This is a genomic window from Mucilaginibacter agri, assembly GCF_009928685.1.
Classification (GTDB): Bacteria; Bacteroidota; Bacteroidia; order Sphingobacteriales; family Sphingobacteriaceae; genus Mucilaginibacter; species Mucilaginibacter agri.
Map to the genome: position 1 here is coordinate 24591 of NZ_WWEO01000041.1, position 18136 is coordinate 42726.

The 18136-nt window shown below is 44.0% G+C and carries 12 protein-coding genes; 7 read left to right on the forward strand and 5 right to left on the reverse strand.

Features of this window, described 5'->3' with window-relative positions; all coding sequences use genetic code 11:
• Window positions 1–53 precede the first annotated feature (53 nt).
• Window positions 54–578: a DinB family protein gene (locus GSY63_RS07385; protein ID WP_166585159.1), complete on the reverse strand. Its 525-nt coding sequence runs from the start codon at window positions 576–578 to the stop codon at window positions 54–56.
• A gap of 117 nt (window positions 579–695) precedes the next feature.
• On the opposite strand from GSY63_RS07385, the gene dcp reads away from it, so the two are divergent.
• Entirely contained in the window at window positions 696–2834 is a 2139-nt protein-coding gene (gene dcp, locus GSY63_RS07390; RefSeq protein ID WP_208094486.1) for a peptidyl-dipeptidase Dcp, read from the forward strand.
• Between the two features lie 180 nt (window positions 2835–3014).
• Here the strand turns inward: dcp and GSY63_RS07395 are convergent, their stop codons facing one another.
• Entirely contained in the window at window positions 3015–4253 is a 1239-nt protein-coding gene (locus GSY63_RS07395) for a sensor histidine kinase (RefSeq protein WP_166585631.1), read from the reverse strand.
• Between the two features lie 167 nt (window positions 4254–4420).
• Here GSY63_RS07395 and gltX point away from each other — a divergent pair, with 167 nt between their 5' ends.
• Window positions 4421–5941 carry a glutamate--tRNA ligase gene (gene gltX, locus GSY63_RS07400; RefSeq protein ID WP_166585161.1) on the forward strand — a complete coding sequence of 507 codons (1521 nt, stop codon included), beginning with the start codon at window positions 4421–4423 and terminating at the stop codon, window positions 5939–5941.
• A gap of 942 nt (window positions 5942–6883) precedes the next feature.
• Window positions 6884–8203: a BamA/TamA family outer membrane protein gene (locus GSY63_RS07405; protein WP_166585162.1), complete on the forward strand. Its 1320-nt coding sequence runs from the start codon at window positions 6884–6886 to the stop codon at window positions 8201–8203.
• 516 nt (window positions 8204–8719) lie between these two features.
• On the opposite strand, the gene GSY63_RS07410 is transcribed toward GSY63_RS07405, so the two are convergent.
• Window positions 8720–9961 (reverse strand): RNA polymerase sigma factor, encoded by a 1242-nt coding sequence (locus GSY63_RS07410; protein WP_166585163.1) that lies wholly within the window; start codon window positions 9959–9961, stop codon window positions 8720–8722.
• A 45-nt stretch (window positions 9962–10006) separates the two neighbouring features.
• Window positions 10007–10360, reverse strand: coding sequence for a YciI family protein (locus GSY63_RS07415; RefSeq protein ID WP_166585164.1), 354 nt, complete (start codon window positions 10358–10360; stop codon window positions 10007–10009).
• Between the two features lie 174 nt (window positions 10361–10534).
• Between GSY63_RS07415 and GSY63_RS07420 the strand changes: the two genes are divergently transcribed.
• Window positions 10535–12073 carry a YifB family Mg chelatase-like AAA ATPase gene (locus GSY63_RS07420; RefSeq protein WP_166585165.1) on the forward strand — a complete coding sequence of 513 codons (1539 nt, stop codon included), beginning with the start codon at window positions 10535–10537 and terminating at the stop codon, window positions 12071–12073.
• A gap of 241 nt (window positions 12074–12314) precedes the next feature.
• Window positions 12315–12602, forward strand: coding sequence for a GIY-YIG nuclease family protein (locus GSY63_RS07425; RefSeq protein WP_166585166.1), 288 nt, complete (start codon window positions 12315–12317; stop codon window positions 12600–12602).
• Window positions 12603–12750: 148 nt separating this feature from the next.
• On the opposite strand, the gene GSY63_RS07430 is transcribed toward GSY63_RS07425, so the two are convergent.
• Window positions 12751–14886 (reverse strand): hypothetical protein, encoded by a 2136-nt coding sequence (locus GSY63_RS07430; protein WP_208094487.1) that lies wholly within the window; start codon window positions 14884–14886, stop codon window positions 12751–12753.
• A 356-nt stretch (window positions 14887–15242) separates the two neighbouring features.
• Here GSY63_RS07430 and GSY63_RS07435 point away from each other — a divergent pair, with 356 nt between their 5' ends.
• Window positions 15243–16019, forward strand: coding sequence for a succinate dehydrogenase cytochrome b subunit (locus GSY63_RS07435; RefSeq protein ID WP_166585167.1), 777 nt, complete (start codon window positions 15243–15245; stop codon window positions 16017–16019).
• A gap of 148 nt (window positions 16020–16167) precedes the next feature.
• On the forward strand, window positions 16168–18102 hold the full coding sequence (locus GSY63_RS07440; RefSeq protein WP_166585168.1) for a fumarate reductase/succinate dehydrogenase flavoprotein subunit: 1935 nt from the start codon (window positions 16168–16170) through the stop codon (window positions 18100–18102).
• Window positions 18103–18136 lie beyond the last annotated feature (34 nt).

Consider the following 18136-nt stretch of genomic DNA (forward strand, 5'->3'; position numbering starts at 1 on the left):
ATTTGATAAAGTGATTTATCACCAAATATATTATTTTCTCATCTAAGCCCTAATTAGACCAGAACCTGCAGGTACCGATCTCTCAGGATGCCTATATGATGCAGCTCGTGCCCCGCAATAATGTACAACAAGGCATTAACCGTCATAAAGTACCCGTTCGCACTGCCTGTTAATTGTAATTGTTCGTCGGTAAGGCTTTCGTATAGGTAAAGGTTGGCTTCACGTACGGCCTTAAACTCGTCGGCCAGGCTTTTTAATGATCGCTCTTCGTAGTCAATAGCTGCAACATATTCGTCCTGGTTAAAACTTGGCAATTCTTTTTTTTCGCCCCGGGAGAAGCAAAGCAGGCGATAAGCAAAAATGCGCTCGCTATCTATTAAATGCCCAATTACTTGTTTAACGGTCCACTTACCTTCAGCATAAGCAAAGCTTGCTTTTCCGCGGGGTATTTGCGTTAAAAAATCGTAGGTACTGTCTTTTAGTTTGGATAATAGTTTAACAATATCGCCCCGGTTGCTGGCGGCTTGTACGTAGCTTGCCTGTAAAGGCGCATACTCATTAGGTAAGGGTGCACTCATATGGGTTGAAACAATTGCTTTATACCTCAAATATAAATTTTAATTTTAGCCACGCGGCGTTTTTCAAACAATATTGAAAATTTCTATTCGCGTCTTAATTAACTAATGCACAAGTACATGAATTTAAAAAAATTCTCTTACCTATCCGTGCTGGCACTGCTGGCAGCCACCACCTCGTGCAAGCGCCTGAGCACTGCCGGAGCCGACAACGGCGAAGAAACCAATCCGTTTTTTGAAGCCAGTAAACTACCGTTGCAGGCACCAGACTTTGCCAAAATAAAAGACAGCGACTATCAGCCTGCGCTCGAAGAAGGCATGAAGCAGCAGCAAGCAGAGATCAACAAAATTGCCGAGAACACAGAGGCACCTACATTCGAAAACACTTTGGTTGCCCTCGAAAAAAGCGGACAACTATTAACCCGAGTTAACAATGTTTTTAGCTTAGTTAGCAGCGCAAACACTAACCCAACCCTGCAAAAGGTACAGGAAGAAGAAGCCCCTAAACTGGCAGCCAATACCGACGCCATATTTTTAAACACCAAACTGTTTAAACGTGTACAAACCATTTACCAAAAACGCAACGAGTTAAAGCTCGATGCCGAATCAAAACGCTTGGTAGAATACTACGAGCAAAAGTTTGAGTTGGCAGGTGCCAACTTATCCGAAAGCGACAAGGAAACTTTAAAAAAATACAATCAGGAAGAAGCTGGCCTAAGTGCCAAATTTGTAAATATGGTTTTGGCTGCTAACAAAGCCGGCGCGTTGCTGATAAGCGACAAAGCCGAATTAGCCGGACTATCAGACGCAGAAATACAAGCCGCTGCCGATAACGCCAAAAATACGAAACAAGATGGCAAATGGCTTATCTCTTTGCAAAACACCACTCAGCAGCCGCTGTTGCAATCGTTAAGTAAGCGTGCTACCCGACAAAAATTATTCGAAGCCTCATACAATCGTGCCGAAAAAGGTGATGCGAATGATACCCGCGCTACCATAGCCCGTATTGCTGAGCTACACGCACTGGAAGCAAAATTAATGGGCTTCAGAAATTATGCCGACTGGAAACTGCACGACCAAATGGCCCAAACACCGGAAGCTGTAGAGAAATTTTTAGCCCAGTTGATCCCTGCAGCTACCAGCAAAGCAAAAGCTGAAGCAGCCGATATCCAGGCATTGATAGATCAGCAAAAAGGTGGCTTTAAACTGGAACCCTGGGATTGGAACTATTATGCCGAACAAGTACGCAAGGCTAAATATAACCTGGACGAAAATGAGATAAAACCATACTTCGAGCTGGATAAGGTTTTAAAGGACGGCGTATTTTATGCAGCCAATCAGCTATATGGTTTAACTTTTAAAGAGCGTAAAGACCTGCCTGTCTACCAGGAAGACGTGCGTGTTTTCGATGTATTCGACAAAGACAGCACCCAGTTAGGCATCTTTTATTGCGATTACTTTAAACGCGACAACAAAAATGGCGGGGCATGGATGAACAACATTGTAGGCCAATCGAAACTATTGAACCAAAAACCAGTAATCTATAACGTTTGCAACTTTACCAAACCAGCTCCAGGCAAACCGGCATTGATCAGTGCTGATGATGCTAAAACCATGTTCCATGAGTTTGGGCACGGCCTGCATGGTTTGTTTGCCAATCAGCAATACCCTACACTGGCCAGCCCAAATACTGCCCGCGACTACGTAGAGTTCCCTTCGCAATTTAATGAGCACTGGATGATGGATCCGAAGATCTTTGCCCACTTTGCGGTGCATTATCAAACCGGCGCCCCAATGCCGCAGGCTTTGGTTGATAAAATTAAAAAAGCAGGCACCTTTAACCAGGGCTATGCTTTAACCGAAGCCCTGGGCGGCGATGCTATCGACATGGCATGGAACACCCTTGGCGCTGATAACGCCAAGCAAGATGTAGATAAATTTGAAGCCGCAGCTTTAGCAAAAGCCGGTCTGAATTTGTCGCAAGTACCACCACGCTACCGATCCAGCTATTTTCTGCACATCTGGGCAAACGGATACGCCGCAGGTTACTATGCCTATGCATGGACCGAAATGCTTGATGACGACGCTTACTCGTGGTTTGAAGAAAACGGCGGCTTAACCCGTGCCAACGGCCAGCGTTTCCGCGATATGATCTTATCCAAGGGTAACACCGAAAATTATGGCGACATGTTCAAAGCCTTCCGCGGCCACGAACCGGATATTAAATCGATGTTGAAGAGCAGAGGTTTGGTGAAGTAAGAAAATCGTACAAAGCAAAGAGGGCGGCATTGATAATGTCGCCCTTTTTTGCTTTTATAATCTAAACTCGTCCTGCTGAACTTGTTTCAGCATCCCACAGGACAGGTCGCAAACTTTACCATCGCATACTAGCATGTGTGGGATCCCGAAATAAATTCGGGATGACGTGCGAGGTTTTTCTCACGCCACCACAACAGGCTCCGGCGCATCCTTAGTCATACTCTTCAACACGATACGGAAGGTGGTGCCTTTACCAACTTCAGAATCGCGGACAAAGATATTGCCGTTATGGTAATTAACCACCATACGTTTGGTAAGCGAAAGGCCGAGTCCCCAACCGCGTTTACGGGTGGTGTATCCTGGTTTAAAAACAGTTTCGAATTTTGTGCGGGGTATCCCCTTGCCGGTATCGGTTACGTCGATATAAATTTGCTTTTTCGCTTTACTTTCAGAAACGTCAACCTTGATGCTGCCTGTGCCCTCAATGGCGTTTACGGCATTCTTTAACAGGTTTTCTAACACCCAGTCAAACAGCGGAATATTTAACCCTGCTTTTAAATTCTGATTACCCGTTACCTCAAACGAAATCTTATTACTTACGCGAACGCGGAAATAATTTACAAAATCTTCTATCACCTCATAAACAAATTGAGGCTCTAGCACCGGTTTGGAGCCGATTTTAGAAAAACGGTCGGCCACAATTTCGAGACGCTTTACATCGTTCTCCATTTCGGCAATCAGCGGGTCGTTTTCGGCGTTGAATTTTTCTTTCATCAATTCAATCCAGGCCATCAACGAGGATATAGGCGTACCCAATTGGTGGGCTGTCTCTTTTGCCAAACCAACCCAAACCTGGTTCTGCTCCGATTTACGCGACGAGCTGAAAGCAGTATAAGCCGCCAGTAAGAATATAGTGATAACCGTAAGCTGCACATACGGAAACGCCCTCAACTGGGTAATAAGCAAAGAGTCTTTATAATATACCAGCCAGTGCGTATTATGGAAAATAACAACCTTTATCGGCTCATGCTGCGATTTCATAATCGCCAGTTCGTCTCTAAAATATTTAGGATCGTATTTCTGTCCGTTCTTTACATCAAACCCCGAAGATGCTACAGTAGGGATAAAAGTTTTAGTTGTATCTAAACCCTTTGCCCATTTAAAATCGCCCTTTTCATCTACCACAATAGCAGGTACAGAGAGACTATCCCTAACCGAGAATACATAGTTAAGATTATCATCATCATCAGACGAGAGAATCTGCTTCATACTCTGCGCCCAAATTTGCGCACGCGTACGCTCGGCCTTAACCAGGTTTTTTACTAAATATTGGGTGTATAATAAAGAGCCGCTGGCAATAACTACTGCAAAGGCTAGCAGCAAATATTTCCACCGTTTTCTGTGCTCGTAAGGATTCATCATGTTTACCTTTCAAATTACGCTAAAAAATGTCGTTTAGTATAGGCCGTTGATTAAGTTGGCTTTAGGTTAATTTGTTAACTAAGTTTCAAATAGTAAACAGCTAACGCAATCAACTTGTTCAACCACTCAACTTTATCAACCCAAACCCTATCTTTGCACCCGATATGAATGATCAGAAAGTAAGAGTGCGTTTTGCACCGAGCCCAACAGGTGGCCTGCACCTGGGCGGCGTACGTACCGTTTTGTTTAACTACCTTTTTGCAAAGCAGCACAACGGTACTTTTGTTTTACGTATTGAAGATACCGACCAAACCCGCTACGTTGAGGGTGCCGAACAATATATTTTAGACTGCCTTAACTGGTGCGGCTTACATGCCGATGAGAGCCCCGAAGTAGGCGGCCCTTTTGCCCCTTACCGCCAAAGTGAACGCAAAGCGCTTTACCGCGAATACGCCGAGCGTTTGGTTGCACAAGGCCATGCTTATTATGCCTTTGATACTCCTGCCGAGTTGGAGCAGAAACGTAAAGAGATTCCGAACTTTCAATATGGCCAGGCTCATCGCAATGAAATGCGTAACTCGATTTCATTAAGTGAGCACGAGGTTGATACCTTGTTAGACGCACATGCCCCGCATGTGATCCGTATTAAAATGCCGGAAGATGAGCATATCAGCTTTAACGACATGATTCGCGGCGATGTAAGCTTTGATACCAATTTGGTTGACGATAAGGTACTGCTAAAGGCAGATGGTATGCCAACCTATCACCTGGCTGTTGTTGTAGACGATTTTCTGATGAAGATTACCCACGCTTTTCGCGGTGAAGAGTGGTTGCCAAGCGCACCTGTTCACTTGCTGCTTTGGAAATACCTGGGTTGGTGGGATCAAATGCCAAAATGGGCACACCTGCCGTTAATTTTAAAACCAGATGGCCACGGCAAACTAAGCAAACGCGATGGCGCACGCCTGGGTTTCCCGGTTTATGCCATGAATTGGTTTGATGCCAAAACACAAGAGTTAACACCGGGTTTCCGCGAATTAGGCTTTTTGCCAGAAGCGTTTATTAACCTGTTGGCTACCCTAGGTTGGAACGATGGTACCGAACAGGAAATATTTACGCTTGACGAACTGATAGAAAAATTCTCGATAGAGCGTGTTAATAAAGCAGGGGCAAAGTTCGATTTCGAAAAAGCCAAATGGTTCAACGCCGAGTGGATTAAAAGAAGTTCGGCTGAAAGCCTGGCTCCGAAAGTTAAGACGATTTTAGAAGATAAGGGCATTACCGTTACCGACGATAATTACCTATCAAAAGTGATCGACACCATTAAAGATCGCGTTGTTTTACTGCCCGATTTTTATCAGCAATCATCCTACTTTTTTGCGGTACCTGCAGAGTACGACCTAAACGCCGTAAAACCAAAATGGACCGACGCCAAAACCGTTTTTTTCAATACCCTAAGCGACACCTTTAAAGCCGCCCCTGTTTGGCAACCCGCCGAACTGGAAGCTACCTTTAAAGCCTTAGCCGAAGAAAAAGGTTTGAAGATTGGCGATGTGATGCTGCCTTTCCGTATTATGCTGGTTGGTGGCAAATTTGGCCCGCATGTGTTTGATATTGCAACGTTGTTAGGGCAGGAAGAAACCGTTAATAGGATTGCACTTGCTTTAGTTGCGTTTACAGCTTAAGCTCCTAGGCAAGATACAAGAATCAGTAAACAAGATTAGAAAGCGGCGATGAGCCGCTTTTTCTATTATTTAGAGCGCAAATGAAGTTCGCATTTAAATTACTGGCGTTATTGCTATGTTGCCATGCTGGTAAAGCACAAAGTATATCGCCTACAAAACTAATTAAACACACAATCGACTCCCTAAAACATATACAGGTTGATACAATTATTTATTATCACACTTATTGTAGCGAATGCGGTGTTAGAGGCCGTGACCAGTCATGCATTTTTAGCACCGAAAGTTTTACCGAGATTTCAAATATTATACTTTATAAGCAATTCGGAAAATACTATTCTATCCATCACAACTGCGAGAATAAAATAGTAAAAACTCAATTATTCGCCCCTCAGTCTATAGGGTACTTTCTATCGATAATTCCATCTTTAAATAAGCGGGATAAATTTATTACTGAACTATATCATCAAAAGAAATTCTTACCACCTATCCCCACAGATGGTGTGTCTTATGAAGCATTTATATACTGCAAAAATATTAAACAAGGTATATTTATGCATTCAGCTCAAATGTCAAACTATTATTATATGTGGAAGAAATTTTTCTGGATCAATGAAGAAATCAAAGTTCTGAACTTGCTAAAGAAAGACCTTTTTTAGCTATTTGCCATTTTACCTCCACTTCGCTACCACCATCTTCCTTACCTGTGGTCAACATTATATAAGATTTCGGCTTACGTAAGCCGGAAGCTTACCAAACTATCATCATAAGTTACGCTTCGCTAAACTTGCGGTAGCAGCGGGATCTTGTCTCTTGATTCTACTCCTCTTCTCTCTCTGTGGTTGCATTTTGGAATATGGAACTACCTTGTTCGTTCCTACTGCCACAGCAGTGCTTAATCAGCCTATCTTTAAAAATCAGGTGATTAGCTGTTAAACCCCAGGCATGTATTCAGTTCAAAAGCTTCTTAATTCATTGCGCTTTATTACTATGGTGACCACTATTTTAATAGTATTTGCCGGCCACGGTTATGCTCAAAAAGAAACTGCTGATTCCGCCAAGGCAATTCCCCAGATAGATATTTTTGACGTGCTCAGAAAGATTACCAAAAAACCGGCTAAACTGGTCGACACACCCCAAGCGGGGAAGAGGAATACTTCTATTTTACCGGTTATTGGCTACAGTCCTTCAAATGGGGCGGTGCTAGGGCTCACTATCGGTGCAACTAAATACTTTGCCGATCCCAAAACCACCAAGCTTACCACGGCCCTGCTTAATCTTTCGGTAACCTCAAAAGATCAGGTGATATTTAGCCTCAGGTATGATTTTTACACCCCGAAAAATAAATGGTATATATCCGGAGATAACCGCCTGTTGTTTTTTACGCAACCTACTTATGGTTTGGGAATCTACGGCCTCCACAGTCAGCCTTATAGCTTTAGCTGGAACGGCATCAGCGGAACCACCAAAGGCGATTTATCGCAACCTTTAAAATACAACTACCTGCGCCTGTATGAAACTTTCCTGCGAAAGATAAACGATAAGCATTGGTACGCGGGTATGGGTGTAATGATTGATTACAATGCCAAAATTCAGGATGAGTCTTTGAAATTGGATTCACCTGTTCATCTTACTTCGCACTACGTTTATTCGACAACTTATGGTTTTAAAACTAACAGTTACAATACTAACGGGCTTTCTGCACAGGTGATGCACGACAGTCGCGACAATCCGGTAAACCCGTATAGCGGGTACTATTTAAATGTGAGTTACCGGGTAAACCCTAAGTTTTTGGGCAGTTCGCAGGGCAGCAGTATGCTTTATTACGAGTACCGCACCTATGTTAATGTAAATAAAGCCATTCCGCAAAACCTATTAGCCTTTTGGCTTTGGGGGACAAACGTAATATCGGGGCATGTGCCCTATTTAGAGTTGCCATCCATTACCTGGGATACCTATAATCGTTCTGGTCGCGGATATATACAAGGCAGGTTTAGGGGTCCTAATATGTTTTACGCCGAATCTGAATTTCGGTTCCGACTTACCCGTAATGGTTTGTTGGGCGGAGTAACGTTTTTAAACTGTACCACCGCAAGCAACCCACTGCCTTATGCAAATCAGAACCTTTTCGACACCATAGCCCCTGGCGGTGGTATTGGCCTCCGTATAAAAATGAACAAAGCCGATCGCACGAACATCACCGCCGACTACGGCATTGGCCACGGCTTCTCTGGGATCTATTTGAATATCAGGGAAGCATTTTGAGGAAGAGAATCGAGAGACAAGGATCAGGAATCAAGACGTTTTTTGCGGCCGTCCCGGCTGCCATCGGGATGGTAAATCGGTAGTAAGGTTTCACCTTACGTAAGCTGGAAACTTACCAAGCCGCGCTAAACTTGTGATAGCAAGCGGGTGTTTTACGGCGACGCTTTAACACGAAAAATAAATACTAACGCCGTGAGTTGTAGAGCAATTGATAAAACTTTGGAAATCACATCCACCGATGCACAGAAATTAAAGATTAACGCCAAAAAAAGAAATCCGATCACTCGCTGTTTTTCAATCCAATTAAATGCGTGTTCTCGTAAAAAATAGGCAAATACTAATTGAGTTATGACAAGTAAAACAGTCGGAATTGTAGACCACAATGGAGCCGACTTAATAAAAAAAAGCAGATTGAAAAAACACAGTGCAGAGGAAAGGAAAAGAAGATTAGATGCGCGCGTTAAATTTTTATTTACAAGGTTTGGCATGGTGAAAGATAATAATGGCTGATTAGATTTACAACACTACTCCCCCCAGCCCCTCTATCTTCCTCCCAATTACCACCCTATCCCCTTCTGTCTTCGCCAATTCTAACGCCTTTTCAAAATGCTCCCTTGCTTTAATGGGGTCAATAGTTTTATACAATTCACCTAAAAGCACATAGTAAAAACGGTTATCGGTCAACCCCAATTTTTCGGCTTCGGCAATGGCTGCGGTGTTGCCTTTAACTTTGGCTAAGGCATAAGTGCGGTTAAGTGCTGCAATTGGCGAATATTCCAGAGCCAGCAGTTGATTAAACAGATGCAATATGTTTTCCCATTTTTCGGGGGTATCGGCTTTGATGGTGTGCCAGTAGGCAATGCTGGCTTCGAGGTGGTATTTAGAGAGTTGGTTGCCGGTGGCGGCCTGCTTTAAATACCATGCGCCTTTGGCTATCATTTGGTGGTCCCACAGGCGTTCGTCCTGATCCGCATAGAGTACTATTTCGCCGCTCTCATTTTTACGGGCTTCGAAACGTGAGGTCTGGAAATACATTAATGCCAGCAAAGCATTAACCTGTGGCTTGTTGGTCTGCGGGTTGTTAATCAGCATCTGGGTTAAGCGGATAGCTTCGAGGCACAAGTCGCGGCGGAGAATGCTATCCTGGCTTTCGGAATAATAGCCTTCGTTAAACAATAAATACAAAGTAGCTAACACCGTGTTTAGCCGGGCATCTATCTCGGCTTCGGGTGGGAAACCGACGATGATCTTTTCGGCCCGTAGCTTATCCTTAGCGCGAAACAGCCTCTTGTTAATGGTTTCTTTATTGGTTAAAAATGCATTGGCAATTTCTTCGATCCCCAATCCGCAGAGTATGCGCAGAGCCAGGCCTATTTGCGCTTCGGGAGGTATAACGGGGGTGCAAATAGCAAACAGCATCTGTAACTGACTGTCGGCAATGTTTTGCGTAGAGAGGTCAATTTCGATACTGTATGAGCCATCGTATCTCGACTTAACTTCAGGTGCAACCTTATCTATAAAGATATAATCGCGGGTTATCCGGTTTTTAGCTTTATTCTTAGCAACCGAATACAACCAGGCCACCGGGTTGGGCGGGATGCCTTTATAAGGCCAGCTTTCCAACGCAGTCAGAAAAGTTTCGCTGGCAATATCTTCGGCCGTATCGATGTTCTCTATCCCCAGTAATTTAACCAACACGGCGGTTATTTTACTAAACTCCGTGCGGAACAGGTTGGGGATTAGCTCGGGCTGTTGCATATTTAAAGTAAACCCCTACGCCTGTAGCATAGGGGTTTTAATAAGTTAGTGGGTGCCGTCGTTTTTGGCAATTTTGCGCACTTCCATGGTATTGCCTTCGCCTTGCAAAACCGGGCAGCCTTTGGCAAATTCTACTGCTTCGTCAAAAGACTCGGCCCTTACGGTTATCAAACCGCCAATGGTTTCTTTAATATCGCCGAAGGGGCCATTGGTTACCATCTTATCGTGGCCAACTACCCGTGCACCATCGAAGAGTAAGCCTGTGCCGCCAACAAATTTATTTTGGGCAGCAATGCCGCCAATCCAGTCCATGGTTTGTTTCATCCAGATTTGCATTTGCTCGGGCGAAGCTATTTTAGTTCCGTCCTCGTGTCTCATAATTAATGCGTACTCGTCCATGTTGTTTTAAATTTAAATGTTAACAATCATTCGTTTTTAACATCATATCAATCGGCAGATCCGGAATTGGACAATGCCCGCAATTTTTTTGGGTTAATAATTAATTCAATTTAGCAAAAGCGCGTTAATTACGCCCAAACCAATTATATTAGCAATCAATAAATTCTTATCACCTTGTTAGTTAAAACATTTGGCAGCGCTGTTTACGGTATAGAAGCCACCACCATTACCGTCGAAGTTAATATTGCTGCCGGCACCAAATATTTCATAGTCGGCCTGCCCGATAACGCCATTAAAGAAAGTTATTACCGCATAGAATCCGCCTTAAAAAACTGTAACTATCGTATGCCGCGCCAACAAGTTGTGGTTAACATGGCTCCCGCAGATATCCGTAAAGAAGGTTCGGCCTATGATTTAACTATTGCCACGGCGGTGATGGCCGCTTCCGGCCAGATCGAAGCGGAAGAACTCGACAAATACATTATTATGGGCGAACTGTCGTTAGACGGAACCCTGCAGCCTATTAAGGGCGCTTTGCCTATTGCCATACAAGCGCGCAAGGAGGGCTTCAAGGGATTTATCCTCCCCAAACAAAACGCCCGCGAAGCTGCCATTGTAAATGATCTCGACGTTTACGGAGTTGAAAGCATCAAACAACTAGTCGACTTTTTTAACGGCGACCTTAAACTGGAAGCCGAAGTAGTAAATACACGCGACGAGTTTTACAACAGCCTCAGCAATTACGACAGCGACTTTAGCGAAGTAAAAGGCCAGGAAAATATTAAACGGGCTCTAGAAATTGCTGCCGCAGGCGGTCATAATGTGATATTGATTGGTCCGCCGGGAGCAGGTAAAACAATGCTGGCAAAAAGGCTGCCTTCAATATTGCCTCCGCTTAGTTTAATGGAGTCTCTAGAGACTACCAAGATCCATTCGGTAGCAGGTAAACTTTCGTCTGCAGATGCCCTGGTAACGGTAAGGCCTTTCCGTTCGCCGCATCATACGGTATCTGATGTTGCGCTGGTTGGCGGCGGCGGTAACCCGCAACCGGGCGAAATATCCTTAGCCCATAACGGTGTTTTGTTTCTGGACGAATTGCCTGAGTTTAAGCGCAGCGTACTGGAGGTAATGCGCCAGCCGTTGGAAGAGCGAAGGGTAACTATTTCGCGTGCTAAGTTCACAGTCGATTATCCGTCGAGCTTTATGTTGGTGGCCAGCATGAACCCCTGCCCCTGCGGTTATTACAACCACCCGGAGAAAGAATGCGTTTGCCCGCCCGGGGTGGTTCAAAAATATCTGAGCAAAATATCCGGGCCACTACTGGACCGTATCGACCTCCACGTAGAAGTTACCCCGGTAAACTTTAACGAATTATCTTCTGACCGCAAAGCTGAAGAAAGCGAATTGATCCGCGAACGGGTGATCAAAGCACGCGAGATCCAAATCGAACGCTTCGGCGAAAGACCCGATCTGCATGCCAATGCCCAAATGAGTCCGCAAATGGTTCGCGAACTATGCAAGATAAGCACCGCCGGGCAAAATCTATTGAAGAAAGCCATGGAGAAGCTGGGCTTATCCGCCCGCGCTTACGACCGCATACTCAAAGTAGCCCGCACCATAGCCGATCTGGCCGCGAGCGAAGAGATCCAGTTGGAGCATCTGGCCGAGGCAATACATTTTAGGAGCTTGGATAGAGAGGGATGGGCAGGGTAAAAGAGAGGCAAGAGCCGAGAAACAGGAATCAAGACCATAACTTTCGGCTGTCACCCCCGGGGCTTAGAAGTGTGGTGCGGGTAGCTTGACAGGTTAACTTGCATTATAAACAGGCCGCCCCTATATCCTTCGAGTCTCTCAGGATGACAGCGCTCTTTACTATTCTAAAAGTGCAAAATAGGTGTCACACTGAGGCGCTCGAAGTGTGGTGCGGATGGCCTTAATCATTATTCATAATCATATGAACCAATACTTTGTTTACATCCTTCATTGCGCGGATCAATCGTATTATACGGGCGTAACAAATAATCTGGAAAGACGCTTTGTAGAACATGAAACAGGAATTAATTCACAATGCTATACCTATAAAAGACGACCACTAAAATTAGTTTTTCACGAACGTTTTGAGAATGTCAACCAAGCCATTGCTTTTGAGAAGCAAGTAAAGGGCTGGAGTAGAATAAAAAAGGAGGCGATTATTAACGGCAAATGGGAAATATTACCAGAGTTATCTAAAAGAAAGATGTAACTCATAAAACAGGCCGACCCTATATCCTTCGAGTCCCTCTGGATGACAGCGCTCCTTTATAACAGAATACAGCTTCCCACCGCTCCTTATACTGCGCCTGCATACTTAAGATTAATGTTTAGAATTACACCATTGCATAGTTAACAGATTACTTAGCAAACTTAATATCCACCAGCACTCCCTTACTCTCGTTACCATACTTCAATAATAAAGTATGACTACCGGCATCCCAAGCCTGAGCTACTTTCACAGACTGATGCTCATTATTTATCGCATGCACATGCATTGGTTTACCCGGCAAAAATATCCTCAATACGTTTTGCGTATTATCGGGACTTTTAGTTATAAACGAATAACTGTTTGCCGTGATTTTTTCGTCCGAAACCCGGGCTGCTCCTGCTAATACTGCTGGCTTTGTCGAGGTAATTTTATCGAGATCATAAAGTAATGACTGGGTGCCGGCGGCAATCGTCTTCTCGGTTATAACCGGAAGTTCTGTATTAAATAGGTCGATGAATTTCCCCTTTAAAACCAATGGCTTATTTCCATCATGTTCGTCCATTACGGCAGAAACGATATATGCGCCGCGTTTCAACACAAAATTATTTTTATAGGCAATTGTACTCCCTTTGCTTTGTACGCTATATGCTTTTGCTACCACACTCATAAAATGGTTATCGCCATTGGGCTGCATAATTAAATCGGCAGGGTTTTCGCGGATCAGGATAAATTTCCCTTTGCCTACACTATATTCTTCTTTACCATCAACGGGGGTAAATCCCATCAACTTTAACAAATGCTGCGATGGCGTTTTAAAGGCCATTCCGGCTTCGTTCCACCACTCCTTTACTTGTTGAAATGGATCGTCGTCTTTACCACAGTATACAAGTGTGCCGCCATTTTTTACCCATTGCGCCAATTGCTCATGTACCTTAGCACTGTTGGGTTTTAGATCGGCATAACTCATCATTAATACCTTCGTATCTCTTAAACTTTCTGCGTAGCCTAAGTTCTCCATATGGGCAACCTGCACAGGTACACCTCGTTTTACAAAAGGCATAACCATACCATAAAAATTAGAAAGCTGCGGATCACTGTACCCCTGATGCTCTGGGAAACGCTGGAACATAATCGAATTGCCTATTAATACCGATATACCATGCGCCCCGCTAACTTTGTTGGCAGTAACGGGCATGTGTTGCAGGCTATTAACCATAATTTGCATTTGGGTGGCGAAAGCGGGGTCAATGGGTTCGGGAGCCGATTGCTCATTGGGTTTAAACTTACCCAGGTAAATACGGTTGGGCCATGGCATTACCTCAAACTTATTAACGGTTGGGTATAACAGTTCGGCCGTAAAGGTGGCCTCATAGTTTTTCTTATAATCTTCCCAGGTACGCACGCCGTCCTCAATTGGGTCTGTCAGGAAGTAAACGGTGCGGTGCGTGGGCGCAGTCATAGACCAAACAGTGCCGTACTCTAAAAAGGCATTTTCAAAAACACGTTCTTTTTTAATGCCATTAAAATAAGTAGGCACTCTAGATGTGCCGGTCCATACCTGCGCTATGTAACCATCAACATATTTTAACGAAGCCAGGCTTGCTTCGGGACTAACAATACCCCAGGCTGCGTAATTTAATAAAGAGTGCGTTGGCACAAAGCATTTAACGTTTAAGCCTTTCTGCGCGCTGTATTCTTTAACGTATTTAAAAACATCGCCCAGCAGGTTATAAAAAAGCTGGTATTTTAATTTGGACGACAGATAAGTGGCTTCCGGGCTTTGGTCCTGCGGTATCCATGGCGATTTATAATACGACTGCCAGGCGGCTTTAAAGGCCGGGCTATATCCACCTTGCGTCCAAAACTCGGGCTCTTCTAAATAAACTGCGGTCACACCTGCATCTACCGCACGCTTACATGCCTGTTTTAAATATTCGGTGTATGATGCTGTGGGTACAACGTAAGGCACGGTACCTTCGTTATGCCAAATGGTTTTGCCGTTTATATCCTGCTGGCCTTCGTTCAAGTGTTGCTTGCCATCAAACCGGCCCGAAAAATAATCTTGGTATTCGCCCCAGGCGCTTCCTGTCATAAACTGCACGTTATAGCCATGTTTGCGCCACGATGCTACTCTGCTTTCAAATGTGCTATCCACACCGTAAACCATAACAATGTCAGAGCGTACGTCGAAAACCGCTTTCCAGGGTTCTGCAATCTGTACAGATGTTTTAGATGCTGTATCTTTCAATATGCCCTGCCCTTTTGCATTAAATAGCGCTGACAAGAGCAATATTAGTGATAGCCGATATTTCAATCTTTTAAAAAAAGATAGTTGCGGAGGGAGCAGGAGGGATGGTGTCATTTTATTAATCGAAATGATAGATTATTGCAAATAAAGCACATTAAATGTTTAAACATTGTATTCTTCTTAAAAAGGATGCATTTTTATTAAAAACATTACTTTGCCTGCCCGGGCAATAATAAACTATTGCGCAATTTCCCGCCAAGCAGTTTATACTGTCATCCCACTGTAAAATACTTAGAACGTTTCTAAATAGCCGATTCTACTATAATAAGTTGAAACCCTTTATATCTTTCCCGGCTTAATTAAATAATTTTGCCGAAATAAATCTGTTAATAATGAGCGAAACTAAACAAACCTTTAACTCGTCACTGGGAAAAAAGCTTATCATGGCTTTAACGGGCTTGTTTTTGTGTACTTTTTTAATTGTACACCTTGGCGGTAACCTTTTACTTTTTTGTAAAGATGGCGGTTACAGCTTTAACATGTATGCCAATTTCCTGACACACTTTCCACCGATTGAGGTTGTTGCTTACATCTTGTATGCCAGTATACTGGTACACGCGTTGTATGCAATTATCTTAACCACCAAAAACCGCAAGGCCAGGCCAATTGGTTATGCAGTAGCAACTAAAGCGCCTGCAAGCTGGTCGTCAAAAAACATGGGCCTTTTAGGTTCAATCCTGTTTGTGTTTATCGTTATCCACATGGGCGATTTCTGGTACAAGTACAAGTTTACCAACACGGTAGCTTTTAAAGAATACCGCACTAACCTTGCTACAGGCGAAAGAACTGAAGCAGCTTACACACCAGAGAAAGCTGATTTTGAGCATTCACAATCATTTGATGGCAATACCGAAATTATCCGTGTTAAAGACTTACACGCACGTGTGCAGGAAAGCTTTAGCCAGTTATGGTATGTTGCCCTTTACGTAATTGCAATGGGTGCGTTAACCTTCCACATGGCGCATGGTTTCCAAAGTGCTTTCAGAACTATGGGTTGGGTACACCGCAAATACACCCCGATTGTTGAGTTTATCGGCACATGGTTTTTCGGAGCTATTATCCCGCTTGGATTTGCCGCAATGCCGGTTGTTTATTATTTCATGAAGTAGAATTAGTTGAATAGTTAAGCTGGTTGATTACGTTGAATAAGTTAGATTAAGTTGAACAAGTTTTTAAAACCCTAATCAACTCAATCAACAGCTCACTCAATCAACCATCACTAAGTCAACCACTCACTAAATATAAATTAGAAAAGAAATGAGTTTAGATGCCAAAGTTCCTCAGGGCCCTTTAGCCGAAAAATGGAGCAAGCATAAGTTTAACTTAAAGCTGGTTAACCCGGCCAACAAGCGTAAATACGATGTAATTATTGTAGGTACCGGTTTGGCAGGTGCATCAGCAGCAGCTTCACTGGCCGAGCTGGGTTATAATGTAAAAGCTTTCTGTTTTCAGGATAGCCCCCGTCGTGCACACTCTATTGCTGCGCAAGGTGGTATTAACGCTGCCAAAAACTATCGTAATGATGGCGACAGCGTTTACCGTTTATTTTATGATACTATTAAAGGCGGCGACTACCGCGCACGTGAAGCCAACGTACACCGTTTGGCCGAAGTTTCGGTAAACATCATCGACCAATGTGTGGCGCAAGGCGTTCCTTTCGCCCGCGAATACGGAGGTTTACTAGATAACCGCTCATTTGGTGGTGCGCAAGTATCACGTACGTTCTACGCACGTGGCCAAACAGGACAGCAGTTATTATTAGGTGCATACTCTGCCCTAAACCGCCAGATACATGAGGGTAAAGTAAAAATGTATACCCGTACCGAAATGCTTGATGTTGTTGTTGTTGACGGCAAAGCACAAGGTATCATTACCCGTAACTTAAAAACAGGCGAGATTGATACGCACACCGGCCACGCAGTATTATTATGTACCGGTGGTTATGGTAACGTATTTTACCTTTCTACTAACGCAATCGGTTCTAATGTAACCGCAGCATGGCGTGCACACAAACGTGGTGCTTACTTTGCAAACCCTTGCTATACTCAAATTCACCCAACCTGTATTCCGGTAACGGGTACGCACCAGAGTAAGTTAACCCTGATGTCGGAATCGTTACGTAACGATGGCCGCGTTTGGGCGCCTAAGACTGTTGAAACTGCCGAAAAGCTGCGTAAAGGACAGATCAAAGCCAGCGACGTTAAAGAAGACGATCGCGATTACTTCCTGGAAAGAAAATACCCTGCTTTCGGTAACCTGGTTCCGCGCGACGTGGCTTCACGTAATGCAAAAGAAATGAGCGATGAAGGCCGTGGTGTTGGCACTACCGGTTTAGCAGTATATCTTGACTTTGCTGACGCGATTAAACGCCTTGGTGAAGAAACTGTTAGAGCTAAATATGGTAACCTGTTTGATATGTACATCCAGATTACCGACGAAAACCCTTACAAACAACCAATGCGTATTTACCCTGCGGTACACTATACCATGGGTGGCCTTTGGGTTGACTATAACTTACAAACTACAGTACCTGGTTTATACTGCTTAGGTGAAGCTAACTTCTCCGATCACGGCGCTAATCGTTTAGGTGCGTCTGCATTAATGCAAGGTTTATCTGATGGTTACTTTGTAATCCCTTACACACTGGGTGATTACCTTGCTACTATCGGCCCGAAACCTGTTGACGCTAACCACCCTGCTTTTGCACAAACAAAGGCTGACGTTATTGCTCATGTTAATAAGCTATTAGCTTTAAAGGGTACTAAAACCGTAGTAGAATACCACCGCGAGTTAGGTAACATTATGTGGGAATACTGTGGTATGGCCCGTACTGCTGAAGGCTTAACTAAAGCTAAAGGCCTTATTGCCGCACTGAAAGCCGATTTCTGGAAAAACGCCATTGTTACCGGCCAAAACGAAGAGATCAACGCTGCATTAGAACGAGCTGGTCGTGTTGCCGACTTTATTGAGCTTGGCGAACTGATGGTTACAGACGCATTAATGCGCAAAGAATCATGCGGTGGCCACTTCCGTTTAGAATCACAAACACCAGAAGGCGAAGCTTTACGCGATGACGAAAACTTTGCGTTTGTTGCCGCCTGGAAGTTTATGGGCGAAAACCAGGAAGAAGAGCTTAACAAAGAAGAACTGGTATTCGAGAACGTACATTTAGCACAAAGGAATTATAAATAGTAGCTGTAGGGGGTATCAAGTAGCAAGTATAAAG

Coding starts and splice junctions, on each gene's coding strand:
- GSY63_RS07385 (WP_166585159.1), bottom strand. CDS start 578: ATGAGTGCACCCTTACCTAATGAGTATGCGCCTTTACAGGCAAGCTAC.
- dcp (WP_208094486.1), top strand. CDS start 696: ATGAATTTAAAAAAATTCTCTTACCTATCCGTGCTGGCACTGCTGGCA.
- GSY63_RS07395 (WP_166585631.1), bottom strand. CDS start 4,253: ATGAATCCTTACGAGCACAGAAAACGGTGGAAATATTTGCTGCTAGCC.
- gltX (WP_166585161.1), top strand. CDS start 4,421: ATGAATGATCAGAAAGTAAGAGTGCGTTTTGCACCGAGCCCAACAGGT.
- GSY63_RS07405 (WP_166585162.1), top strand. CDS start 6,884: ATGTATTCAGTTCAAAAGCTTCTTAATTCATTGCGCTTTATTACTATG.
- GSY63_RS07410 (WP_166585163.1), bottom strand. CDS start 9,961: ATGCAACAGCCCGAGCTAATCCCCAACCTGTTCCGCACGGAGTTTAGT.
- GSY63_RS07415 (WP_166585164.1), bottom strand. CDS start 10,360: ATGGACGAGTACGCATTAATTATGAGACACGAGGACGGAACTAAAATA.
- GSY63_RS07425 (WP_166585166.1), top strand. CDS start 12,315: ATGAACCAATACTTTGTTTACATCCTTCATTGCGCGGATCAATCGTAT.
- GSY63_RS07435 (WP_166585167.1), top strand. CDS start 15,243: ATGAGCGAAACTAAACAAACCTTTAACTCGTCACTGGGAAAAAAGCTT.
- GSY63_RS07440 (WP_166585168.1), top strand. CDS start 16,168: ATGAGTTTAGATGCCAAAGTTCCTCAGGGCCCTTTAGCCGAAAAATGG.